Origin of the sequence: Mycobacterium sp. GA-2829 (genome assembly GCF_001499965.1) — a bacterium.
In the GTDB taxonomy this organism is placed as follows: domain Bacteria; phylum Actinomycetota; class Actinomycetes; order Mycobacteriales; family Mycobacteriaceae; genus Mycobacterium.
Map to the genome: position 1 here is coordinate 1 of NZ_LQIT01000060.1, position 22989 is coordinate 22989.

Consider the following 22989-nt stretch of genomic DNA (forward strand, 5'->3'; position numbering starts at 1 on the left):
CGGTCGCGGTGGTCGCCGGGGTCACGAATCTCGTCCCGCTGTGGGCGGCGACGGTGATGTGGCTGACGCTGTGGGTGCTCTACCTGTCCATCGTCAACGTCGGGCAGCGGTGGTACGGGTTCGGTTGGGAGTCAGTGCTTTTGGAGGCAGGGTTCGTCGCGCTGCTGCTCGGCAACGACGAGACGGCACCACCGCTGTTCGCGATCCTGCTCGCCCGCTGGCTGGTGTTCCGGCTGGAATTCGGTGCGGGGCTGATCAAGATGCGCGGCGACCGGTGCTGGCGCGATCTGACGTGCCTGGACTATCACCATGAGACGCAACCGATGCCGGGTCCGCTGAGTTGGTTCTTCCATCACCTGCCCAAGCCGCTGCACCGGGTCGAGGTGGCGGGTAACCACTTCGCCCAACTCGTCGTCCCGTTCGCGTTGTTCGCGCCGCAGCCGGTCGCGTCGATCGCAGGCGCAATCGTGATCACCACCCAGCTGTGGCTGGTGTTGTCGGGGAACTTCGCGTGGCTCAACTGGATCACGATCGTCCTGGCCGTCAGCGCACTCGACCACACCGCGTTCGCGTCGGTGCTGCCGGTACTGGATCAGCCGGCCCTGCCGGACACTCCGCTGTGGTTCACCGTCCTGGTCACCGCCGCGGCTGCCGCGGCCGTGGTGATGAGCTACTGGCCGGTGCGCAACATGGTCTCGAGCCGACAGCGCATGAACGCGGCGTTCAACCCCTACCACCTGATGAACACCTACGGGGCGTTCGGGTCGATCAGCCGCATCCGCTACGAGATCGCCGTCGAAGGCACCGACGACGCGGTGGTCACCGCTCAGACGGTGTGGAAGGAGTACGGGTTCAAGGGCAAACCGGACGATCCGCACCGGTGGCCGCGCCAGTGGGCGCCCTACCATCTGCGGCTGGACTGGCTGATGTGGTTCGCCGCGCTGAGCCCGACCTATGGGCGGGACTGGTTCCGGCCGTTCATCGTGCGGTTGCTCGAGAACGATGCGCCGACGCTGAAGCTGCTGCGGCACAACCCGTTCCCGGACGCGCCGCCCCGCCATGTGCGGGCGCGGCTCTACGAGTACCGGTTCAGTACCTGGCGCGAACTGCGCGACGAGCGGATCTGGTGGCGCCGGACGTACGTGTCCGACTACCTGCCGCCCGTGCGCCTGCGGCCTAGGTGACCAGCGAGACCGAGTTGGCGCGGCGCAGCTTGCCCGAGGAGGTCTTCGGGATGCTGCCCGGTCCGAGCACCACGACGTTGCGCGGGCGCACGTCGACCTCGGACACCACCTCGTGGGCGACCTGATGCTCGATCCGGCGCACCTCGTTGGGGTCCTGCCAGTTGTTGCACTCCACCGCGACGGCGAAGGTCTCCCGTGAGTGGCCGGCGTCCAGGCGGACGGCGACGGCGCAACCGGGGCGCACCCCCTCGACACGGCCCGCGGCGCGCTCGATGTCGGTCGGGTAGATGTTCCGCCCGGCCATGATGATGACGTCCTTGACGCGGCCGCACACCACGACGTGGCCTTCCTCGGTGATGTAGCCGAGGTCGCCGGTGTCGTACCAGCCGTGCTCGTCCTGCGCCGGGACGAAGCCGCCCATGGTCATGTAGCCGGGGGTGACGCATTCGCCGCGCAGTTCGATGACGCCGACGCCGCGGGGCGGCATGACATTGCCCTGTTCGTCGATGATGCGGGCTTCGAGGTCGGTGAGCAGCGGCCCCAGCGTGGCGAGCCGCTTGGTGTGTCCCTTGGTCGCGGGTACGGCACGGCGGAGAGCAGCCAGCAGGTCGGCGTCCACCTCGTCGACCACCAGACCGGCGTTGCACGGCGAGAACGACACCGCCAGGGTGGTCTCGGCCATGCCGTACGCCGGCAGGATCGCCTCGGGCTTGAGGCCGAACGGCTTGCCCGCGTCGATCAGGTCCTCGACGTCGGCCGGTTCGACGGGCTCGGCGCCCGACAGCGCGAAGCGCAGCGTCGACAGGTCGAACTCACCCGGGGTGGCCTGGCGGCGCAGCCGCTTGGCCAGCAGCGCGTACGCGAAGTTCGGCGCCGCGGTCATCGTGCCCTTGTACTTGTCGATGAGCTTGGCCCACAGCAGGGTGTCGCGCAGGAAGTCCATCGGCGTGACCTTGACCAGCTCGGCGCCGAAGTACATCGGGATGGTCAGGAAGCCGACCATGCCCATGTCGTGGAAACAGGGCAGCCAGCTGACCATGACGTCTTTCTCGACGTCGTACTCCGCGCCGATGAACATCGCCTCGGCGTTGGAGTGGATGTTGCGGTGGGTGATCTGCACGGCCTTCGGGGATCCGGTGGACCCCGACGTCAGCTGCATCAGCGCGAGGTCGTCCTCGCCGACATCGATCGGGTCGATCGGCTCGGCGGCGAGCAGTTCCTCGACCGTGAGCACGAGGATGCCCTTCTCCTTCAGCACCGGGATGGCGACGATGAAGGGTTCGGACACGATCACGGCCTTGGCCTCGATCATGCCGATGACGTTCATGGTGTCCTCGGCCCACATCGCGAGGTCGGTGCGCGGGGTGGGCTGGTGCAGCATCGTCAGGCTCGCGCCGCGCATCCACAGCCCCTGGGCGGTCGGGGCGATCTCCACCGGGTAGCCGGCGAGGACGCCGACCGCGTCACCGCGCCCGACACCGGCCTCGGCGAGTCCGCCCGCGATCCGACGGGCGCGCTCGTGCACCTCACCCCAGGTGTGGCGGATCGGCTCGTGCGGCTCGCCGGTCACCATGCCGGTGCTGACGGTGCGCGCGTTGCGGTACATCTTCTCGGTGAACCTGCTCACGGCAACCTCCTGGGGACCGGCGACAATGCCCGGCTTCTCATGCTCCGCCTGTCCACGGGCGTTGCCGAGTAGGCACGCGCACACGATTCAGGAGCAGTTGGGTATCGAAACGGGTGATGCAACGGGTGATGCAACGTTGATGCGATCGCGGGTCCACGTCGAAACCCGCCGGCCGTACCGGCGGGGAAAGGACACACGTCCGGTACTCGACCGCTAGCTTTCACCGTCGACCATCTTAAGAGACCCTTAAGTAACTGCCAAACTGTCGCAGCAATTGAGGTCTCCGTCACACTTCACGAATGCAACGACCCAGGTCGCGTCACGCCGACGGCGACGGCGCAGGCACCACCCGGGCGCCCTGCACCGGTCCACTGGCCACCCTTACGGTCCGGCAGACGCCCGCACCGGCCAGTTGAGCGCCCACGTCGATCGCGGCGGGCGACGAGGGGCACAGGAACGCGCATGTCGGTCCGGAGCCGGACACGATCGCCGCCAGGGCGCCGGCGTCCAGTCCGGCGCGCAGCGTGCGCCTCAGCTCGGGGTAGAGGCTCAGCGCGGCCGACTGCAGATCGTTGCCGAGCAGGGGCGCCAGGCGGTGCGCGTCTCCGGACGCCAACGCGGCCAGGATCGGCTCCGGGTCACCGAGGCGGGCCGGCCCCGTCCTCCCGGAGCCGGTGTCGGCGCGCAGGCGGTCGAGTTCACCGAACACCTTCGGCGTCGACAACCCCTTGCGCGCGAACGCCAGCACCCAGTGGAACGTGCTGCGGGCCAGGACGGTGGCCAGCTCCTCACCGCGGCCGGTGCCCAGCGCGGTACCGCCGTGAAGGGCGAACGGCACATCGCTGCCGAGTTCGGTGGCCATCGCGTGCAGATCGCGCCGCGGGACGCCGAGCTCCCAGAGGTGGTTCATCGCGACGAGGACGCCCGCGGCGTCGGCGCTGCCGCCGGCCATCCCGCCGGCGACGGGGATCGACTTGTCGATGGAGATCGCGACGTCTGGGGCCCGGCCGACGTGGTCGGCCATCAGTTCGGCGGCCCGCCAAGCGAGGTTGCGACGGTCGGTGGGCAGGGACTCCACACCTTCACCGGACAGTTCGACCGACAGCGTGTCGGCGGTCGAGACGGTGACCTCGTCGAGCAGGGACACCGCGTGGAACACCGTCGTCAGATCGTGGTATCCGTCGGCCCGCAGATCACCGACACCCAGGAACAGATTGACCTTGCCGGGCACCCGCACGGTGACCGATCCGGTGGGCACCCACTCAGAGGCGGTGTTGCCGTTGCGCACCGCTCGACACTATCCCGCAGTACTACGGGACGCGGACCTGCTCCTCGGCTTCCTCGGACCGCTGCAACAACCGCACGAAGTCGGCGATCGCGAGGGTCTCACCCCGGCGCGACGGATCGATGCTGGCGGCCAGCAGGCGGCGCGCGGACTCGTTACCCGAGCCGGCCCACTCCGCGAAGGCGTTGCGGGAGGTCTTGCGGCGCTGCGCGAAGGCGATGTCGATGAGTTCGAACACCTGATCGCGGAAGGCGGCGTCGGTCGGCCACGGCGACGTCTCGTACCGGTCGATGCGGACCAGCCCGGAGTACACGCGCGGGATCGGCCAGAAGACCGTCGGGGAGACCATGCCGTAGCGGCGGACGTTGCCGTAGAACCGCACCTTGGCGCTCGGCACGCCGTAGTCCTTGCCGCCCGGGTCGGCGGCGAGCCGCTCGGCCACCTCGGCCTGGACCATGACCATCACCGAGCGGATGGTCGGGAACTCGGCCAGCAGGTGCAGCAGTGCGGGCACCGCGACGTTGTAGGGCAGGTTCGCGACCAGGGCGGTGGGCTGGTTCTCCAGATCCGACGGCATCAGCGTCAGGATGTCCTGGTTGAGCACCGTCAGCCGGTTGATCTCGCTGTGCGAGTGGTCGGCGATCGTGGTCGGGAGCTGCTGGGCGAGCAGGGGGTCGATCTCCACGGCGGTGACGTGCGCGCCGCGGTCGAGCAACGCCAGCGTCAGCGAACCGAGCCCGGGCCCGACCTCGAGGACGTGGTCGTGCCGGTGCACACCGGAGGCCGAGACGATCCGGCGCACGGTGTTCGCATCGTGAACGAAATTTTGCCCAAATGACTTACGCGGGCGAAAGTCGATGTCTTTCGCCAGGCGCCGGATTTCTGTCCGCCCGAGCAGTCGAATTGTCACGACGCCCCCAACCTTCCACTACACGTGGGCCAGGCTCCCCAGCCTTGCCTTGCCCGCGTGACCTCAGCAATCGCGATCTGTTCTTCTCTTGTCGCCAGATCTGCCCTCGGAGCATACCTCAGACCACCGTTGCGCTCCCAGGTGTTTTGATCAAATTGGACACCACCGAAATATCCGTTGCCGGTGTTGATGGCCCAGTTACCTCCGGCTTCACACTGCGCCAAGGCATCCCAGGTAGCTCCGGCCCGCACTTCCGGCACCTCTGTACCGGGCTTCGCGCCCACCCGGACGACGGCATTCCTTGCGGGTGCAACGACGACATTGGCTACTGGCAATCTGCCGGTCTCCACACCGTTGACCTTCGAGACAGCAAAAGTGACGTCTTGTTCTCCCGGATTTCCCGGATCTTCGACGATCTGTCGACTCATGTTCATGTCGACGTCCTCGATGCGGGTGTGCGCCGGCTCGAGGGGCCGCCGCTCGGTGATCTTCTCGACCCGGATGCGAGTTACCTGGATCTGCATACCGTCGACGACCGGGGACGTCGCGGCAGGCACGACGGTGTCGCGCTGCTGCAGCGGGACACCCGCGGCGTCGAGCAGACCTGCCACGTTCGGGGCGGCCAGTCGGACGGTGCGCACGGCGCCGCCGTCGTCGATCTGGACGGTCTTGGGGCTGACCACCGGCAGTGACATCCCACCGAGGGGGACGCGGCTGCCGCGCGAGGCCGCGGCGGGTGCGCTGTCGTCCATCTGGAGCTGGGCCAGCGCCTCGTCGACCGTCGACGCGGTGGTCCACACCTGCTTGGTCGACTGGCCGTCCAGCGAGATGTCCAGCGGACGGCTGCGACGCAGCACGATCTTCTCGGCCTGCTGCACCTCGGAGTCACCGGCCGGGTAGAGGTCGTCGCGCTCACCCACCTCGAAACCGTTCTCCTCGACGACGTCGATGACCCGCGTCTTCATCGTGGACACGGTGGTCTCGGTGCCGTCCACCGACAGCGTGACGGTTTTGTGCGTGGTGACGGCGTATCCGCCCGCGAAGGTGAGCGCGACCAGCAGGGCGCCCACCACGATGCGCAGCATCGGCGAGCGCGCCTCGTGCAGCCTGTTCAGAGCGGTCAAAGTCCCGGCGAATCCCTGTTATTGGTACAAACGTTTCAAAAAACGGAGCTAAGTCCGCTTACGATCACAAGACGGTAACGAAGTCTGGAGGGGGTTTCAACTCGTAGCGAGGCCGTAGACGCGGTTCGCATTCGCCGCGGTTTGCTGCGCGAGCTGCTCGGCAGGCTCCCGGCGCACGTCGGCCAGCGCCCGCACGGTGTAGGGCAGACAGTAGGGCTCGTTGGGCGCGCCGCGGTACGGATGCGGGGTGAGAAATGGTGCGTCCGTTTCCACCAGCAGCTGCTCGGCGGGGATCAGCTGCGCCGCCTCCCGCAGCGCATGCGAGTTCTTGAAGCTCACGGTGCCCGACAGGCTGAGCACCCAGCCCGCGTCCACGCAGGTGCGCGCCATCTGCGCATCTGACGAGAAGCAGTGGAAGATCACGGTCTCCGGGGCGCCCTCGGCGGCGAGGACGTCGAGGACGGCGGCATCGGCGTCGCGGTTGTGGATCATCAGCGGCTTACCGGTGCGTTTGGCGAGGTCGATGTGCCAGGCGAAGGCCTCCCGCTGGCTGTCCGGTGCGGCGCAGCCGTCGAGCTTGCCCGGCCAGTACAGATCCATGCCGGTCTCCCCGACCGCGACGACGCGCGGATGCGCCGCGAGCCGTTCGAGTTCGACGCGCGCGTCGTCGGTGAGCGCGTCGGCGCGGGTCGGGTGCAGGGCGACCGCCGCGTACACCCGGTCGTCCCACCCACTGGCCTGCACCGCCCAGCGCGCGGCGTCCAGGTCGTCGGCGATCGTCACCACCGCGCCCACCCCGACCGCACCCGCACGGTCCAGCACGGCGCGGACGTCATCGCCGTCGCGCGCCCCGCAGGCATCCAGATGGGTGTGCGCATCGACCAGGGGGCTCAACGGTTCGGGAAGGGGCGGGGCCGGACGGTTCGAGCGACTCACCTGGAACACCATAGAGTGAGCGTGACATGAGCAAGCCGCCGTACTACATCACCACTGCGATCGACTACCCCAATGGCGCACCGCACATCGGGCACGCCTACGAGAAGATCGCGACCGACGCCCTCGCCCGGTTCAAACGGCTCGACGGCTTCGACGTCCGCTTCCTGACCGGCACCGACGTGCACGGCCTGAAGATGGCGCAGACCGCGGAGAAGGAAGGTATCCCCACCGCGGAGCTGGCGCTGCGCAACTCGGACACCTTCCAGGCGATGCAGAACCGGCTGGGCACCTCGTTCGATCGGTTCATCCGGACGTCGGATCCCGACCACCTGGACGCATCGGTGGAACTGTGGAAGCGGATGGACGCCGCCGGCGACATCTACCTGGACTCGTACTCCGGCTGGTACTCGGTACGCGACGAACGCTTCTACACCGATGACGAGATCGAGACCCGCGACGACGGCGAGAAGTACTCCATCGAGACCGGCACCCCGGTGACGTGGACCGAGGAGCAGACGTACTTCTTCCGACTGTCGGCCTACACCGACCGGCTGCTGGCCCACTACGAGGCCCATCCCGAGTTCATCGGACCGGATGTCCGCCGCAACGAGGTGATCAGCTTCGTGTCCGGCGGGCTGCGCGACCTGTCGATCTCGCGCACCACATTCGACTGGGGCGTCCCGGTCCCGGGACATCCCGACCACGTCATGTACGTCTGGGTGGACGCCCTGACCAACTACCTCACCGGCGTCGGCTTCCCCGACGTGTCCTCCGAGGCTTTCGAGAAGTACTGGCCCGCCGATCTGCACGTCATCGGCAAGGACATCATCCGGTTCCACACCGTGTACTGGCCCGCGTTCCTGATGTCGGCCGGGATCGAGCTGCCACGACGGGTCTTCGCCCACGGCTTCATCAACGTCAAGGGCGAGAAGATGAGCAAATCGGTGGGTAACGTCGTCGACCCGATCGCACTGGTCGAGGAGTTCGGCGTCGACGCGGTGCGCTACTTCTTCCTGCGCGAGGTGCCGTTCGGGCAGGACGGCAGCTACAGCGAGGACGCCATCATCGGCCGGATCAACGCCGACCTGGCCAACGAGCTGGGCAACCTCGCGCAGCGTTCGCTGTCGATGGTCGCCAAGAACCTCGGCAGCGCGGTCCCCGAACCGGGTGAGTTCACCGCCGAGGACTCGGCGCTGCTCGACGCCGCCGACGGACTGTTGGAGCGGATCCGCGGCCACTACTCCGAGCAGGCGATGCACCTCGCGCTGGAGGCGATCTGGTCGGTGCTCGGCGCGGCCAACCGGTACTTCTCCGCCCAGGAACCGTGGGTGCTGCGCAAGTCGGAGGCCGAGGCCGATCAGGTCCGGTTCCGCACCGTGCTCTACACGACGCTGGAGACCGTCCGGATCGCGGCGCTGCTGAGTCAGCCGGTGATGCCGGATTCGATGGCCAGACTGCTCGACCTGGTCGGCCAACCCGCCGACACCCGCGACTTCACCGCCGTTTCGACCCGCCTCGCCCCGGGCACCGCACTACCGAAGCCCGAAGGTGTGTTTCCCAGATATCAGGTGGACGAGAAATGAACGGACTGCACGAGAAGCTGCAGGACACCTTCGAGGAGGTGGCCAAACGCAACCCCGGCGAGACGGAGTTCCACCAGGCCGTCTACGAGGTGCTCCAGAGCCTCGGACCGGTGGTGGCCAAACATCCCGACTACGCCGACACCGCCGTCATCCGGCGGCTGTGCGAGCCCGAACGGCAGATCCTGTTCCGGGTGCCGTGGGTCGACGACAGCGGCGCGGTCCAGATGAATCGCGGCTTCCGCGTCGAGTTCAACTCGGCGCTGGGACCGTTCAAGGGCGGGCTGCGGTTCCATCCCTCGGTGTACCTGGGCATCGTGAAGTTCCTCGGCTTCGAGCAGATCTTCAAGAACTCGCTGACCGGGATGCCGATCGGCGGCGGCAAGGGCGGATCGGACTTCGACCCCAAGGGCCGCTCGCGCGGCGAGATCATGCGGTTCTGTCAGTCGTTCATGACCGAGCTCTACCGCCACATCGGGGAGTACACCGACGTGCCCGCCGGCGACATCGGCGTCGGCACCCGCGAGATCGGGTTCCTGTTCGGCCAGTACAAGCGCATCACCAACCGCTACGAATCCGGCACGCTCACCGGTAAGGGCATCACGTGGGGCGGATCGCTGGTGCGCACCGAGGCCACCGGTTACGGGACGGTGTTCTTCATCGCCGACATCCTCAAGTCCCGCGGGGAGTCCTTCGACGGGAAACGCGTGGTGGTGTCGGGGTCCGGCAACGTGGCCATCTACGCGATCGAGAAGATCCAGCACCTCGGCGGGATCGTGATCGCGTGTTCGGATTCCGATGGATACGTGGTCGACCCTGATGGCATCGACGTCGCCGCGCTCAAGGAGATCAAGGAGGTGCGGCGCGCCCGCATCTCCGAGTACGCCGAAATGCGCGGTGGCCGAAGCAAGTTCGTCACGGGCAACGTGTGGGACACCGAATGCGACATCGCGGTGCCGTGCGCCACCCAGAACGAGATCAACGGCGCCGACGCCACCAAGCTGGTCAAGGGCGGCTGCCGCGTCGTCGCCGAGGGCGCGAACATGCCGTGCACGCCGGAGGCGGTGAAGGTATTCGCCGACTCGGACACGGTCTTCGCGCCGGGTAAGGCCGTCAATGCCGGCGGTGTCGCCACCAGCGCGCTGGAGATGCAGCAGAACGCGTCGCGCGATTCGTGGACGTTCGATGAGACCGAGGAGCGCCTCGCCGAGATCATGAGCCGCATCCACGACCGCTGCCTACGGACCGCCGACGAATACGGACAGCCGGGCAATTACGTCGCGGGCGCCAACATCGCCGGGTTCACGCGGGTGGCCGACGCGATGCTCGCCCTCGGCCTCATCTGAGTGATCTATCTCACACCCATGTCCGCGCGCGTGACGTTCGCGCCGCATCCGGTGTCTCAGGGGCATCACCCCCTGAATTGAAGGAGACACCATGACGGTCCAGCGGCCCCACATCGTCGTCATCGGCGGCGGATACAGCGGCACCCTGGCGGCCAACCATCTCCGGATGCGCGGCGACACCGACATCACACTGGTCAATCCGCGCCCGCGTTTCGTCGAACGGATCCGGCTGCACCAGCTGGCCGCGGGCACCGCCGAAGCCACTGTCGACTACGGCACCCTGCTCGGCGAGGGGATCCGACTCGTCGTCGACACCGCGACCCGCATCGACGCCGGCGCCCGCCGAGTCGAACTATTGTCCGGCGGCACCCTCGATTACGACTACCTCGTCTACGCGGTCGGCAGCACCGGCGCGGTCCCGGCCTCGGTGCCCGGTGCGGACGAATTCGCTTATCCCGTCGCCGAACTCGAACAGGCCCAGCGGCTACACGCGGCACTGGACGCGCTGCACCCGGACGCACCGGTGACAGTCGTCGGGGGCGGGCTGACCGGAATCGAGGTCGCCACCGAACTCGCCGAGCAGGGCCACCGGGTCGCGATCGTCTGCGGCGGCCGGCTCGCCCCGTCGCTGTCCCGGCCCGGCAGGCGGTCGGTCGCCAAGGTGATGGCGAAACTGGGCGTCGCAGTGCTGGAGAGCGACGTGGTGACCGAGGTGCGATCCGACGCGGTGGTCCTCGCCGGCGGCGCGGTCCGCCCCAGCGCATTGACCGTCTGGACGACCGGTTTCGGCGTGCCCCAGTTGGCGGCGACCAGCGGGTTGCACACCGATGCGCTGGGCCGGCTGCTCACCGACGAGACGCTGACCAGTGTCGACGACGACCGGATCGTCGCGGCGGGTGACTGCGCCGCCCCGTCGGGTGTGCCGCTGCGCATGTGCTGCGCGACGGCGTCCCAGCTCGGTCCGCAGGCCGCCGAGACCGTGCTGCGCCGGATCGCGGGCACCGAACCGGTGGACTTCTCCTACGGCATCCCGGGGAGTTGCACCAGCCTCGGCCGCCACGCCGGCATCGTGCAGTTCGGCCGGATGGACGACACCCCGGTCGACCTCTACATCGGCGGCCGGGTGGCCGCCGTGCTGAAGGAGGTGATCGTCCGGGGCACAGTTTGGGGTCTGCGCCGGGAGGCCCGCAAGCCCGGCTCGTCGCCGCGGCTCAGCGGTGGTCCGCGTCCGCAGCGGCCGGCGTTCGAGGTGGTCGCGGAGCCGTGACCACCGACGGCGGACATGCGGAGCGCTTCACGCCGTTGAGGCCGCTGTTGTTCACGATCGCCTACGAGATCCTCGGCAGCGCAAGCGAATCCGATGATGTGCTGCAGGACAGCTACCTGCGGTGGGCGGAGGTGGACCTCGCGACGGTGCGGGACACCAGGTCGTATCTGGCACAGCTGGTGACCCGGCAGGCGCTCAACACTCTGCGCTCGAACAGCCGCCGTCGGGAGGATTACGTCGGCCCCTGGCTGCCCGAACCGCTGCTGCTCGACGGGGCCGACGCCTCCTCCGACGTCATCCTCGCCGAATCCGTGTCGATGGCGATGCTGGTGGTGCTGGAGACGCTCACCCCCGACGAGCGGGCGGTGTTCGTCCTGCACGAGGTGTTCGGCTTCGACCACGGCGAGATCGCCGACGCGGTCGGGAAGTCCGTCGGCGCGGTACGCCAGATGGCGTACCGCGCCCGCGCACACGTCCACGCCAGACGCATCCGGTCAGGCCCCGTCGACACCGCCGACGCCGCGCGGGTCACCGAGCGGTTCATCGCGGCCGCGGAGACCGGCGACATCGACGGGCTGCTGTCGGTGCTCGCCCCCGACGCCGCATGGATCACCGACTCGGGCGGCCGGGCCAAGGCAATCCGCCGGCCGGTGCTCGGCGCCAGGAAGGTGGCAGCCCTGGTCGCCGGCTTCTTCCGCGCCGCGCCCAAGCAGGTCCCGGACATCCGGTTCGCCACGGCGACGTACAACAGCACCCCCGCCGTCGTCGTGTCCAGCGGTGACGAGGTGAAGGGGGTGGTCCTCATCGACGTCGTCGACGGCCGGATCGCCCACTTCTACGCGATGGCCAACCCGGACAAACTGACCGGGATCTCCGTGCCCCGTTCGATCAGCCGGGAGTGACGTGCACCACTTTCCCGGCTGAGCTGTCACACTTCCCGTGTGCCAGGTGTCTCGAGGACAGACCGGCTCGAAGATGTGCCGGATGACCCCAGGAGGTACACCCGATGAACACCCGCATCGTCGTCGTCGGTGGCGGATACGCCGGCGTGATGGCCGCCAACCACCTTCGTCAGAACCCCGACGTCGACATCACCCTGGTCAACCCGCGGCCGCAGTTCGTCGAGCGGATCCGGCTGCACCAGCTCGCGACCGGATCCGACGACGCCGTCGTCGACTTCGGCACCGTGCTCGGCGACGGGATCCGGTTGGCCGTGGACTCCGCGGACCGGATCGACGCGGCGGCGCGCCGGGTGGAACTCACCTCCGGTGACGCGCTCGACTACGACTATCTGATCTATGCCGTGGGCAGCACCGGCGCCGCCCTCGAGGTGCCCGGCGCAGCCGAGTTCGCCTACCCGATCTCGGAGTTCGAACACGGCGAGCCGCTGCGCGCGGCGCTCGTCGATGCCGCCCCCGACGCGCCGATCGTCGTCGTGGGGGCAGGTCCGACGGGTATGGAGGTGGCCGCCGAACTCGCCGAGCAGGGCCGCCGGGTCACCCTGGTCTGCGGCAACGTGCTCGGTCCCTACCTGAGCACCGCGGGGCGCCGAGCCGCGGCCAAGCGGTTCGCCGAGCTCGATGTGGCCGTGCTCGACGGGCCGGATGCGGTGGTCACCGAAGTGCACCGCGATGCGGTCACGCTCGCCGACGGCCGCCGACTCGCCAGCGCCGTCACGGTGTGGACGGCCGGCTTCGGAGTGCCCGACCTGGCCGCCCGCAGCGGCCTGACCACAGACCGCATCGGTCGGCTGCTCACCGACGAGACGCTCAGCAGTGTGGACGACGACCGGATCGTCGCCGCGGGTGACGCGTCGGCACCGTCGGACCTCCCGTTGCGCATGAGCTGCCAGGCGGCGATTCCGCTCGGTGCGCAGGCCGCCAACACGGTGCTGAGCCGCATCGCCGGCGAGGAGCCGAAGGTGTTGAACCAGGCCTTCACCGGTCAGTGCATCAGCCTGGGCCGCGATGCGGGCCTCATCCAACTGGCCCACCTCGACGACCGGGTCATGCGCTGGCACATCGGCGGCCGGGTGGCGGCATCGATCAAGGAGACGGTCTGCAAGGGCACGATCTCATTCCTGTCCCGCGAAGCGCGCAAACCGGGGAGCTACTTCTGGCTCAAGGGCGGTAAGCGTCAGCAGCGGGTGGCCGAGGCGGTACCGGTGCGATGACCACGCCGACGGAGCACGCCGAACGGTTCACGCTGCTGCGGCCGCTGCTGTTCACGATCGCCTACGAGATCCTGGGTAGCGCAACCGAATCCGACGACGTGCTGCAGGAGAGCTACCTACGCTGGGCGGAGGTGGACCTGTCGACGGTGCAGGACACGAAGGCCTACCTCGCCCAGCTCGTCACCCGGCAGGCCCTCAACGCGCTGCGCGCCCAATCCCGCAGGCGTGAGGACTACATCGGCCCGTGGCTGCCCGAGCCGCTGCTCGTCGAGAGTGCCGACGCCTCCGCCGATGTGGTGCTCGCCGAATCGGTGTCGATGGCGATGCTCGTCGTGCTGGAGACGCTGACCCCCGACGAACGCGCGGTGTTCGTACTGCGCGAGGTGTTCGGCTTCAGCCACGACGAGATCGCCTCGGCCATCGGCAAATCCGTGACCGCGGTGCGTCAGATGGCCCACCGGGCCCGGGAACACGTGCAGTCCCGGCGCAAGCGGTTCGAACCCGTGGATCCGAAGACCTCGATGGAGATCACGTCGCAGTTCCTCGCCGCGGCGGCCACCGGTGACGTCGACGCGCTGATGGAGGTGCTGGCGCCCGACGTGGTGTGGACCGCCGACAGCGCCGGCAAGCGCAGTGCGGCCCGCCGTCCGGTGGTCGGCGCGGACCGGGTCGGCAAACTGGTCATGGGTCTGCTGCGGGTCGCCGGCGATGACGGTCACGTCGAACCGGCCGTCTACAACAACGCCCCCGCGCTGAAGCTCTACCTCGGCGACAGCTTCGAGGGGATCGTCACCGTCGAGATCGTGGACGGGAAGATCACCCACTTCTACGCGATGCGCAACCCCGACAAGCTCGCAGGCGTCGACATCCCGCGGGCGATCAGCCGCTGACCTGTGTCAGGCTTGGGCCGTGCGGATCGAGCGGCTCGGCGACCTGGGTGACGCGCCCGGGGTCCTGGCCGCCGTCGGCCGGGCCGGCGCCGCACTCGGATTCGCCCCGCCCGCCGCGCTGTTCGGCGACTGGTTCGACTCGACCGCCGTCATCGCACCGTCGGTGGCGGTCCGCCCGGTCCCGGCCTCCGAGGTGTTCGAGGTGCCGACCGGTTCGGGCTCCGGTGACGCCGTCGGCGGCGGGTGGTTCGGCTACCTCTCGTATCCCGACTCCGGCGCCGACGGTCGTCCCCCGCGCATCCCCGTGGCGGCGGGCGGCTGGTCGGACTGCGTGCTGCGCCGCGACCGGGACCGCTGCTGGTGGTACGAAAGCCTCGACAGCGCAGCACTTCCCGCCTGGGTGGCGGCGGCGGTTTCGGCGCCCGAGGCACCGTCGCCGTTCGAGATCGACTGGACCGCACCGGATCACGAGACACACCGCCGCGGAGTGCTCGAATGCCTGGAGGCGATCGCCGCCGGCGAGGTGTACCAGGCGTGCGTGTGCACGCAATTCGCCGGCCGTCTCCGCGGCGCGCCGCTGGACTTCTTCGTCGACACCGCCGCGCGCACCTCCCCCGCCCGCGCGGCGTACCTCGCCGGCGAGTGGGGTGCGGTCGCATCACTGTCCCCGGAGCTGTTCCTGCGCCGCCGCGGCAGCACCGTGACGTCGAGCCCGATCAAGGGCACGCTGCCGGCCTGGGCGGACCCCGCCGACCTGCGCGCCTCGGTCAAGGACGTCGCGGAGAACGTGATGATCGTCGACCTGGTGCGCAACGACCTCGGCCGCGTCGCGGAGACCGGGTCGGTGACCGTGCCCGACCTGCTGACCGTCCGGCCCGCCCCCGGGGTATGGCATCTGGTGTCTACGGTCAGCGCCGAGATCGACCCCGCCCGGCCGATGTCCGAGGTGCTCGACGCGACGTTCCCCCCGGCGTCGGTGACCGGAACGCCCAAGGGCCGGGCCCGCACCCTGCTGCGGACGTGGGAACCGCTTCGCCGCGGGATCTACTGCGGCACAATCGGTCTCGCCTCACCCGTCGCGGGGTGTGAACTCAACGTCGCGATCCGCACGGTGGAGTTCGACACCGACGGGTGCGCGGCGCTCGGCGTCGGCGGCGGGATCACCGCCGATTCGGACCCCGACCGCGAATGGGACGAATGCCTGCACAAGGCCGCGGCGATCGTCGGCCCGTCGGCGGCGGTTCCGCGCGGCGACCGATCTGTGATAGTCAACCCGGTATGAGTGATTCCCTCGACGCCGGCCCGATGCCGCTGCCCGCGCTCACCGACTTCCCGTCCGACCAGCCGGTCGTGATGGTGAACCTGCTCAAGTTCGCCGAACCCGACGGGTTGGCGAGCTATCAGCGCTACGGCGCCGCGGTCGCCCCGTTCCTCGAGCGCGTCGGCGCGAAGGTGGTCTACGGCGGGACCTCACCCGCATTCGTCCTCGGCGACGAGGGCAGCCCGTGGTGGGACGTCATCCTCGTCGTGCAGTACCCGACGCCGTCGGCGTTCCTCGAGATGGTCACCAGCGAGGAGTACAACCAGATCCACGTCCACCGCGCCCAGGCCCTCGAACGGGCGGAGCTGATCGCGACCACGCACTGGTCGGCGCTGTCCTAATCGCGCGCCCGCAGCACCGCGTCGTACAGTTCGCGCCGCGACGGCGCGCCCGGATAGGCGGCGACGACCTCGGCGCAGGCGTCCTTGACCCGCACGCCCGCCTCCACCCGTTCGTTGACCTCCGCGACGAGCATGTCGATGTCGGTCGACGGCACCGCACCGGCCAGCACCACCGTCACCTCGCCCAGCACCCCGTCGGCCGCCCACTCGGCGAGTTCGGCCAGGGTGCCGCGCTTGACCTCCTCGTGGGTCTTGGTCAGCTCGCGGCACACCACGACGCGGCGGTCCCCGCCGAGCGCGGCGGCCGCGTCGCGCAGCGTGTCGGCCAGGCGGCGGGGCGACTCGAAGAACACGCAGGTGCGCTGTTCGGCGGCCAGCGCGGCGAACCACGACACCCGGGCGGCCTGTTTGCGCGGCGGGAAGCCCTCGAAGCAGAACCGGTCCGACGGCAGCCCGGACACCGCCAGCGCCGTCGTCACCGCCGAGGGCCCGGGCAGACAGCTGACCGTCAGCCCGGCCTCGGCGCACGCGCTGACCAGCCGGTAGCCCGGGTCGTTGATCAGCGGCATCCCCGCATCGCTGACCACGAGCACCGTCGCACCCGATTTGACGGCCTCGACCAGCATGGGGACGCGGGATGCCTCGTTCTGGTCGAACAGGCTCAGCACCCGTCCGACCGGGCGCACGCCCAGCGACTGCGCGAGTTGGCGGATGCGGCGGGTGTCCTCGGCGGCGACGATGTCGGCGCGGGCGAGGGCGTTCACCAGTCGCTGGGAAGCGTCGCCGGGTTGGCCGAGCGGGGTGGCGCCGAGAAGCAGACGACCGGCGGTCATGGTCCACAGCCTACGATCTGAAGACGTGACCGCCCCCGCCACCGACGCTCCGCGCGCGGTTCCGGTCATCAGCCCCGCCCCGTTGATGCCGGTGGCCGACTTCGGACCGCTGGACCGGTTGCAGGGCTGGGCGATGACCGCGGTGGTCACCGCACTCGCTGCGATCACCCGATTCCTCAACCTCGGCTCGCCGACCGATGCGGGTACGCCGATCTTCGACGAGAAGCACTACGCGCCGCAGGCCTGGCAGGTGCTGAACAACAACGGCGTCGAGGACAACCCCGGCTACGGGCTGGTGGTGCACCCGCCCGTCGGCAAGCAGCTGATCGCGATCGGCGAGGGGCTGTTCGGCTACAACGGCGTGGGGTGGCGGTTCTCCGGCGCGGTGTGCGGGGTGCTGCTGGTGCTGCTGGTCGCGCGGATCGTGCGGCGGATCAGCCGCTCGACGCTGATCGGCGGGGTGGCCGGGCTGCTGTTGATCGCCGACGGGGTCAGCTTCGTCGCCTCCCGCACCGCGCTGCTCGACGGGTTCCTCACGTTCTTCGTCGTCGCCGCGTTCGGCTGCCTGATCGTCGACCGCGACCAGGTGCGCGAGCGGATGCACGTCGCGTTGATCGAGGGCCGGATCGCCGAGACCCCATGGGGGCCGCGGCTCGGCGTGCGGTGGTGGCGTTTCGGTGCGGGCGTGCTGCTCGGCCTGGCGTGCGCGACGAAGTGGTCGGGGCTGTACTTCGTCGCGTTCTTCGGGGTGCTGACGCTGGCGTTCGACATCGCGGCGCGCCGCCAGTACCGGGTGCGACGGCCTTGGCTGGGGGCGTTGCGGCGCGACCTGGGGCCGTCGCTGTACGCGCTCGTGCTGATCCCGTTCGGGGTGTACCTGGCGTCATACACCCCGTGGTTCGCCTCCGAGACCGGGGTGAACCGGCACGAGGTCGGGCAGTCGATCGGCCCGGACAGTGTGCTGCCGATTCCCGACGCGATCCGCTCGCTGTGGCACTACACGTATGCGGCCTACCGGTTCCATTCCGGGCTGACCAACGCCGACGGGAACCACCATCCGTGGGAGTCGAAGCCGTGGGCGTGGCCGATGTCGCTGCGGCCGGTGCTCTACGCGATCGACAACCAGGACGTGCCGGGGTGTGGTGCGCAGTCGTGTGTGAAGGCCGTGATGCTGGTGGGCACGCCGGCGATGTGGTTCATCGCGGTGCCGGTGCTCGGCTGGGCGGTGTGGCGGGCGTTCGTGAAGCGCGACTGGCGCTACGGCGTCGTGCTGACCGGGTATGCGGCCGGATTCCTGCCGTGGTTCGCCGACATCGACCGGCAGATGTACTTCTTCTACGCGGCGGTGATGGCGCCGTTCCTGGTGATGGCGATCGCGTTGATCCTCGGCGACCTCCTGCACGCGCCGCGGCAGAACGCCGAGCGGCGGACACTGGGGTTGATCGTCGTCGCCGGCTATGTGGCGTTGGTGATCACGAATTTCGCGTGGCTGTACCCGATCCTGACGGGGATTCCGATCAGCCAGTCGACGTGGCATATGCAGATCTGGCTGCCGAGCTGGCGCTGAGACGTTTTGCGCTTTGCGCGGGCGAGACATTGCGCTGAGGGCTGTGCCGAAGCTGTTATCCACAACCCTGGGCGCAATGTCTGCCTGCGACAGCCGGATCTGTCAGCGGCCGACGTCAGCATCGAGCCATGTCGGAGGTGGTGGTCGGCGGTGAACTACTGGCGAGCGGAGCGCTCACCCGCGGCCAACTGCGCTGGAACTACCGCCGACTCTTCCCCGATGTCTACGCGCCGAAGGCGTCGCCGCAGACGCTCCGGCTGATGACCGCAGGCGCCTGGCTGTGGACCGGCAGGAACGGCGTCGTGACCGGCCGCGCCGCAGCGGCGATCCACGGTGCGCAGTGGGTGGGCTCGACAACGCCGATCGAGATGTTGTGGCAATGCGGGCGGCCGCCCGAGGGAATCATCGTCCGCAACGAGCGCATCGCCGACGACGAGATGCGCGAAGTCGGCGGTCTTGTGGTGACCGCGCCGCACCGGACGGCCTTCGACCTCGCAAGACATCTACCCCGCGACGCGGCGGTCACCCATCTTGACGCGTTGTCGCGGGCCACCGGTGTCACTGCGGCGCAAGCACTCGCGCTGGCGGAGCGTTACCCGCGTGCGCGCGGACTGCCGCGTGCCCGCGTTGCCCTCGACCTGATGGACGCCGGCGCGGAGTCGCCGAAGGAGACCTGGCTGCGCCTGTTGCTCATCGATGCGGGCTTGCCGCGGCCGCGGACGCAGATCCGGGTGAGCGACGGTTACCGCGAGGCCTTCATCGACATGGGTTACGACGAACCGAAGGTGGGCCTGGACTACGAGGGTGCACACCACAGCACCGACCGCGGACAGTATGTCTACGACATCGGACGCGCAGAACTCATCGAGGGCGAGGGTTGGATCGACATCAAGGTCGTCAAGGAGCACAGCAGGCGGTTCATCCTTCACCGGGTCCGCGAAGCGTTCGCCCGCCGCGGATGGACACCTCAGACATTGCGCTGACGGTTGTGCAACGTGGGCATTCCACGACCGTGAGTGCAATCTTCGCGTGAGTTCGCGCAGAAACCTACAGCGGGTCGCGGGCCGCCGGACACGACATACAGCGCGGCCCGCCGCGGCCGGTACCCAACTCCGACGCCGCGATCGGCAACACCTCGATACCCGAATCCGCAAGGCGCGCATTGGTTTCGGTGTTGCGCTCATACGCGGCGACGACACCCGGCGCGAGCGCGAGCGTGTTGTTGCCGTCGTCCCACTGCTCCCGTTCGGCGGTCACCGGGTCGAGCCCCGTGTCGATCACCCGCAGCCGCTCGATACCCATCGCGTCGGCGGCCGCGGCGACGAACGGCGCGGCGTCGTCTATCCGCACCCCGCCGTCGCCGTTGCGCCGAATCGTGAACGCCGACAACGTGTCCACCACGTTCGGATACATGACGACAGCGTCGACGTCGACCATCGTGCAGACCGTGTCGAGATGCATCTGCGCCCGCTCCTGCGCGATCGGCACCGCCAGCACCGTGTGCGCGAGGTCGTCGTCGAACAGGCTGCGTGCCAACGCTTCCGCACCGGCGGGCGTGGTCCGCTCCCCCACCCCGACCGCGACCACCCCGGGTGCGAGCAGCAGCACGTCACCACCCTCGACCGGCGCCGACCGCGACTCGTACGCTCGCCGCACCCCGAGGAACCGCGGATGGTGGGCATAAATCAGATCGGTCAGCGAGGTCTCCCGCGACCTGGCGGGCAGCGACAGCGAGGTGATCGCGACCCGCGGACCCATCCAGAACGACGAGTCGCGGGTGAACAGCAGATTCGGCAGCGGGTCGATGACGAAGTCGCCGCCGTGGTGCATGAGCCGAACCAGCGACAGATCGGTCGCGTCGAACGGCAACTCGTTGAACGTCATCCCCGCCACCAGTACGTGCGCCAGCGTCGCCGGTTCCAGCGTCCGCAGGAACGCCGAGAGTTCCTGCGCCAGCGGCACTCCCAGCCGCCGGGGGTCGACGGCGGCCGCGATCCCCTGCATCCGCGCCGCACCGCTCGAGAGCGCTTCGGTCAGCAGTTCGGCCAGCAGCAGCACCTCGACACCGCGCGAGCGCAGCAGTGCCGCGAACGCGTCGTGTTCCTCCTGGGCGCGTGACACCCACGGCAACCCGTCGAACAGCAGCGCGTCGTTGTTGCGCGGAGTCAGCCGCTGCAGTTCCGCGCCGGGGCGGTGCAGGATGGCCACACGCAACGTGCCGACCTCGGAATCGCAGCCCAGTGTCACATCTAGCACCGTAGCGCCCTCACCCTTCCGTGGAGACCTCAAGTATGGTTCAGAGTCATGGACGGCCACGAGCTGACCCCGAGCGAAATGGCGACCCGCAGCGGTGTCGCGATCTCCGCCCTGCACTTCTACGAACGCGAAGGCCTCATCACCAGCAGGCGCACCGCGGGCAACCAACGCCGCTACGCCCGCGAGACGCTACGGCGGGTCGCCTTCATCCGGATGTCCCAGCGGCTCGGCATCCCGCTGGCCCGCATCCGCGCCGCGCTGGCCACGCTGCCGACCGACCGCGTCCCCACCAGCAAGGACTGGGCCAAACTGTCGGCCAGCTGGCGCGAGGACCTCGACGAACGGATCCTGCACCTGCAGCGCCTGCGCGACAATCTCGCCGGGTGCATCGGCTGCGGATGCCTGAGCCTGAAGACCTGCGCGCTGGCCAACCCCGGGGACGTCCTCGCCGGTAGCGGACCCGGACCCGTTCGCCTCTGAGCCATCGAACGCCTGTGCGATACACTGGCTTCCATGGAGCTGGCTCTACAGGGCTCGCTTTTCGAGCACGCAGAGCGCCGGATACTCGGCAACGGCGCGTGGCTCGACGTGCGGTCGGGCTGGCTGACCGACGCGGACACGCTGTTCGACGAACTGCGTGACACCATCCCCTGGCGCGCCGAACGCCGCCAGATGTACGACCGGGTGCTCGACGTGCCACGCCTGCTCAGCTTCCACAACCTCGTCGAAAACGAGGCGCCGCATCCGCGGCTCAAGCACATGCGCCGCCGGCTCAACGACACCTACGGCGGCGAACTCGGCGAGCAGTTCACCACCGCCGGGCTGTGCCTCTACCGCGACGGCAACGACAGCGTCGCCTGGCACGGCGACAACATCGGCCGCAGCAGCCGCGAGGACACGATGGTCGCGATCGTCGGGCTCGGCGCAACCCGCACGTTCGCCCTGCGGCCGCGCGGCGGCGGCCCGTCCCTGCGCATCCAGCACCACCACGGCGACCTGCTCGTGATGGGCGGATCCTGCCAGCGCACATGGGAACACGCGATCCCGAAGACCACCCGCCCGACCGGCCCGCGGATCAGCATCCAGTTCCGCCCGCACGACGTGCGCTGAGCCGTCAGCCCTGGACGGCGGCCACCGCATCGACGAGCAACCGGCGCGCCCGTTCGGTGTTCACCGGGGCGACCGGCTTGTCCGGGATCACCAGCGGATTGGCCGTGACGATCACCAGGTAGGAGCCGAAGCGGGCGGTGTAGTTGTACAGCTCGCCGATGCGCGGTGCGCCCGCCACGACGGTCTGCAGCACCCGGTGCGTCGCGGTGGTCTGCACACCGTCGATGTGCGGCGCCTCGACCACCTCGACGGCGCCGCGCACCCCGGCCCCGCTGAACTCGACCTTCTTGCAGTCCTCGCCGGTGTCGAGCGCCGGGACCGGCGTGTTGGTCTCCACGGCCAGCGCGATGAACCGGTTACCCTCGCCCTCCGCGGTGGCGGCGGCCATGTTGCCCCGCAGATCCGCTTCGGGCAGTTGGCCTTCGGCGAACTTCGCGCACTCCGGCGGCCGGAACGTCATCCCCGGCGGCATCTTCTGCGGCTGCAGCAGCTTGGGATCGATACCCGTCGGCGCGACGTCGCGGTACTGGAACGACTCGCCGAACGTCGACTTCACCTCGGAGATGCGGGCGATGTCGGCGTCTGAGTGATCAGGTGCGGACCCACATGCGGCGAGGAGTCCGGCGCACGCCGCGGCCACGATCGTCTTCGGGATGGACATCGCCGCCAATGTACCGGCGGTCAACTCCGCAACGCCGCAACGGTGCGGGTGAGCAGATCCGTGGCGAAGTCCCCGTCGAGCGCGGGGTGCGCTGACCCGGGATCGGTCACGACGGTGACCGCGACCAGGTGCGCACCCTCGTGGACGACGAATGTCTCAGCGTGCGAACGGGTTTCGGTACCGCCCTCGACGACGGTGACGGTGTCGGCGGCCATGCCGACACCGGTCATGCCCGTGAGAGACGGCGGATCGACCAGGCGCACGCCGCCGGTGGTCGGCCCGGCGGCCATGGTCCACTCCCGGCACTCGTCGAGCACCGCGGGATCGACGGGTGCGGCGCCGCCCGCTGCCAGCACGTAGACGATCCCGCCTCCCCCCGACGCCGACCACCCCCGCACCGTCGAGGGTTCAACCGGCGGGTCGGCGAGCACACCGCACTGCGGCGGATCAGCCGACCAGTTCAGGCCGTAGCCCCACTGCGCCAGCGGCGCGACCCGCCCGCCGAGACCCCGGACAACGGGAGTCGTCTCCGTCGCGTTGATGGACTCTGTCTCGGGAGCAGCAGGCGGCGGCAGTGG

22 protein-coding genes are annotated in these 22989 nt (G+C 69.2%); 13 read left to right on the plus strand and 9 right to left on the minus strand.

What is annotated here, in order from left to right:
• Positions 1 to 1184 (plus strand): lipase maturation factor family protein (locus tag AU194_RS27020; protein ID WP_059092352.1); only part of this gene is annotated, 1184 nt, incomplete at its 5' end.
• Here the strand turns inward: AU194_RS27020 and AU194_RS27025 are convergent.
• The 5 genes from AU194_RS27025 to AU194_RS27045 form a co-directional block, all read right to left on the minus strand.
• On the minus strand, positions 1177 to 2811 hold the full coding sequence (locus tag AU194_RS27025) for a fatty acyl-AMP ligase (RefSeq protein WP_059092353.1): 1635 nt from the start codon (positions 2809 to 2811) through the stop codon (positions 1177 to 1179). The two genes, AU194_RS27020 and AU194_RS27025, sit on opposite strands and share 8 nt — an antisense overlap.
• Before the next feature lie 319 nt (positions 2812 to 3130).
• On the minus strand, positions 3131 to 4099 hold the full coding sequence (locus AU194_RS27030; RefSeq protein WP_059092354.1) for a 4-(cytidine 5'-diphospho)-2-C-methyl-D-erythritol kinase: 969 nt from the start codon (positions 4097 to 4099) through the stop codon (positions 3131 to 3133).
• 22 nt (positions 4100 to 4121) lie between these two features.
• Positions 4122 to 5006, minus strand: a complete 885-nt coding sequence (gene rsmA / locus AU194_RS27035; protein WP_059092355.1) for a 16S rRNA (adenine(1518)-N(6)/adenine(1519)-N(6))-dimethyltransferase RsmA — start codon at positions 5004 to 5006, stop codon at positions 4122 to 4124.
• Entirely contained in the window at positions 5003 to 6130 is a 1128-nt protein-coding gene (locus AU194_RS27040) for a resuscitation-promoting factor (RefSeq protein ID WP_059092356.1), read from the minus strand. The genes rsmA and AU194_RS27040 overlap by 4 nt, the downstream gene beginning before the upstream one ends.
• Positions 6131 to 6226: 96 nt before the next feature.
• Positions 6227 to 7078, minus strand: coding sequence for a TatD family hydrolase (locus AU194_RS27045; RefSeq protein WP_059092357.1), 852 nt, complete (start codon positions 7076 to 7078; stop codon positions 6227 to 6229).
• Between the two features lie 14 nt (positions 7079 to 7092).
• Between AU194_RS27045 and metG the strand changes: the two genes are divergently transcribed.
• The 8 genes from metG to AU194_RS27085 all read left to right on the plus strand — a co-directional run bounded on the left by metG (position 7093) and on the right by AU194_RS27085 (position 15984).
• Positions 7093 to 8649: a methionine--tRNA ligase gene (gene metG, locus AU194_RS27050; protein WP_059092358.1), complete on the plus strand. Its 1557-nt coding sequence runs from the start codon at positions 7093 to 7095 to the stop codon at positions 8647 to 8649.
• Complete coding sequence (gene gdhA / locus AU194_RS27055; RefSeq protein WP_059092359.1) at positions 8646 to 9992, plus strand: NADP-specific glutamate dehydrogenase; 1347 nt, start codon at positions 8646 to 8648, stop codon at positions 9990 to 9992. Before metG ends, gdhA begins: the two co-directional genes overlap by 4 nt.
• Positions 9993 to 10083: 91 nt before the next feature.
• Positions 10084 to 11259: an NAD(P)/FAD-dependent oxidoreductase gene (locus AU194_RS27060; protein WP_059092360.1), complete on the plus strand. Its 1176-nt coding sequence runs from the start codon at positions 10084 to 10086 to the stop codon at positions 11257 to 11259.
• The gene (gene sigJ, locus AU194_RS27065; protein ID WP_059092361.1) at positions 11256 to 12161 is read left to right on the plus strand and encodes an RNA polymerase sigma factor SigJ; all 906 of its coding nucleotides are present in this window, start codon (positions 11256 to 11258) and stop codon (positions 12159 to 12161) included. The genes AU194_RS27060 and sigJ overlap by 4 nt, the downstream gene beginning before the upstream one ends.
• Positions 12162 to 12265: 104 nt before the next feature.
• Positions 12266 to 13432, plus strand: a complete 1167-nt coding sequence (locus tag AU194_RS27070; protein ID WP_059092362.1) for an NAD(P)/FAD-dependent oxidoreductase — start codon at positions 12266 to 12268, stop codon at positions 13430 to 13432.
• Positions 13429 to 14322, plus strand: a complete 894-nt coding sequence (locus tag AU194_RS27075) for an RNA polymerase sigma-70 factor (RefSeq protein ID WP_059092363.1) — start codon at positions 13429 to 13431, stop codon at positions 14320 to 14322. The genes AU194_RS27070 and AU194_RS27075 overlap by 4 nt, the downstream gene beginning before the upstream one ends.
• A 19-nt stretch (positions 14323 to 14341) precedes the next feature.
• Complete coding sequence (locus tag AU194_RS27080; protein ID WP_059092364.1) at positions 14342 to 15604, plus strand: aminodeoxychorismate synthase component I; 1263 nt, start codon at positions 14342 to 14344, stop codon at positions 15602 to 15604.
• Positions 15601 to 15984 carry a DUF1330 domain-containing protein gene (locus AU194_RS27085; protein WP_059092365.1) on the plus strand — a complete coding sequence of 128 codons (384 nt, stop codon included), beginning with the start codon at positions 15601 to 15603 and terminating at the stop codon, positions 15982 to 15984. Before AU194_RS27080 ends, AU194_RS27085 begins: the two co-directional genes overlap by 4 nt.
• On the opposite strand, the gene rsmI is transcribed toward AU194_RS27085, so the two are convergent.
• Entirely contained in the window at positions 15981 to 16817 is an 837-nt protein-coding gene (gene rsmI, locus AU194_RS27090; RefSeq protein WP_059092366.1) for a 16S rRNA (cytidine(1402)-2'-O)-methyltransferase, read from the minus strand. The genes AU194_RS27085 and rsmI overlap by 4 nt on opposite strands.
• Here rsmI and AU194_RS27095 point away from each other — a divergent pair.
• Both AU194_RS27095 and AU194_RS27100 read left to right on the plus strand, forming a co-directional pair.
• Positions 16816 to 18384, plus strand: a complete 1569-nt coding sequence (locus tag AU194_RS27095; protein ID WP_197417755.1) for a dolichyl-phosphate-mannose--protein mannosyltransferase — start codon at positions 16816 to 16818, stop codon at positions 18382 to 18384. The two genes, rsmI and AU194_RS27095, sit on opposite strands and share 2 nt — an antisense overlap.
• Before the next feature lie 128 nt (positions 18385 to 18512).
• Complete coding sequence (locus tag AU194_RS27100; RefSeq protein WP_059092368.1) at positions 18513 to 19367, plus strand: hypothetical protein; 855 nt, start codon at positions 18513 to 18515, stop codon at positions 19365 to 19367.
• Between the two features lie 64 nt (positions 19368 to 19431).
• Here AU194_RS27100 and arcA read toward each other — a convergent pair whose 3' ends face one another.
• Positions 19432 to 20640: an arginine deiminase gene (gene arcA / locus AU194_RS27105; protein ID WP_059092369.1), complete on the minus strand. Its 1209-nt coding sequence runs from the start codon at positions 20638 to 20640 to the stop codon at positions 19432 to 19434.
• 48 nt (positions 20641 to 20688) lie between these two features.
• On the opposite strand from arcA, the gene soxR reads away from it, so the two are divergent.
• Both soxR and AU194_RS27115 read left to right on the plus strand, forming a co-directional pair.
• Positions 20689 to 21120: a redox-sensitive transcriptional activator SoxR gene (gene soxR, locus AU194_RS27110; protein ID WP_059092370.1), complete on the plus strand. Its 432-nt coding sequence runs from the start codon at positions 20689 to 20691 to the stop codon at positions 21118 to 21120.
• Between the two features lie 33 nt (positions 21121 to 21153).
• The gene (locus AU194_RS27115) at positions 21154 to 21750 is read left to right on the plus strand and encodes an alpha-ketoglutarate-dependent dioxygenase AlkB (RefSeq protein WP_059092371.1); all 597 of its coding nucleotides are present in this window, start codon (positions 21154 to 21156) and stop codon (positions 21748 to 21750) included.
• A gap of 4 nt (positions 21751 to 21754) precedes the next feature.
• Here the strand turns inward: AU194_RS27115 and AU194_RS27120 are convergent, their stop codons facing one another.
• Positions 21755 to 22411, minus strand: a complete 657-nt coding sequence (locus tag AU194_RS27120; RefSeq protein ID WP_059092372.1) for a DUF5642 family protein — start codon at positions 22409 to 22411, stop codon at positions 21755 to 21757.
• Between the two features lie 20 nt (positions 22412 to 22431).
• The gene (locus tag AU194_RS32335; protein WP_369804243.1) at positions 22432 to 22986 is read right to left on the minus strand and encodes a DUF5642 family protein; all 555 of its coding nucleotides are present in this window, start codon (positions 22984 to 22986) and stop codon (positions 22432 to 22434) included.
• Positions 22987 to 22989: the final 3 nt, after the last annotated feature.

Excerpts from the sequence above, each read along its gene's own strand:
- metG (WP_059092358.1), top strand. The coding sequence starts at position 7,093 with ATGAGCAAGCCGCCGTACTACATCACCACTGCGATCGACTACCCCAAT.
- AU194_RS27060 (WP_059092360.1), top strand. The coding sequence starts at position 10,084 with ATGACGGTCCAGCGGCCCCACATCGTCGTCATCGGCGGCGGATACAGC.
- AU194_RS27095 (WP_197417755.1), top strand. The coding sequence starts at position 16,816 with ATGGTCCACAGCCTACGATCTGAAGACGTGACCGCCCCCGCCACCGAC.
- gdhA (WP_059092359.1), top strand. The coding sequence starts at position 8,646 with ATGAACGGACTGCACGAGAAGCTGCAGGACACCTTCGAGGAGGTGGCC.
- AU194_RS27070 (WP_059092362.1), top strand. The coding sequence starts at position 12,266 with ATGAACACCCGCATCGTCGTCGTCGGTGGCGGATACGCCGGCGTGATG.
- rsmI (WP_059092366.1), bottom strand. The coding sequence starts at position 16,817 with ATGACCGCCGGTCGTCTGCTTCTCGGCGCCACCCCGCTCGGCCAACCC.
- soxR (WP_059092370.1), top strand. The coding sequence starts at position 20,689 with ATGGACGGCCACGAGCTGACCCCGAGCGAAATGGCGACCCGCAGCGGT.
- AU194_RS27085 (WP_059092365.1), top strand. The coding sequence starts at position 15,601 with ATGAGTGATTCCCTCGACGCCGGCCCGATGCCGCTGCCCGCGCTCACC.
- AU194_RS27100 (WP_059092368.1), top strand. The coding sequence starts at position 18,513 with ATGTCGGAGGTGGTGGTCGGCGGTGAACTACTGGCGAGCGGAGCGCTC.
- AU194_RS27045 (WP_059092357.1), bottom strand. The coding sequence starts at position 7,078 with ATGGTGTTCCAGGTGAGTCGCTCGAACCGTCCGGCCCCGCCCCTTCCC.
- AU194_RS27075 (WP_059092363.1), top strand. The coding sequence starts at position 13,429 with ATGACCACGCCGACGGAGCACGCCGAACGGTTCACGCTGCTGCGGCCG.
- AU194_RS27120 (WP_059092372.1), bottom strand. The coding sequence starts at position 22,411 with ATGTCCATCCCGAAGACGATCGTGGCCGCGGCGTGCGCCGGACTCCTC.
- AU194_RS27115 (WP_059092371.1), top strand. The coding sequence starts at position 21,154 with ATGGAGCTGGCTCTACAGGGCTCGCTTTTCGAGCACGCAGAGCGCCGG.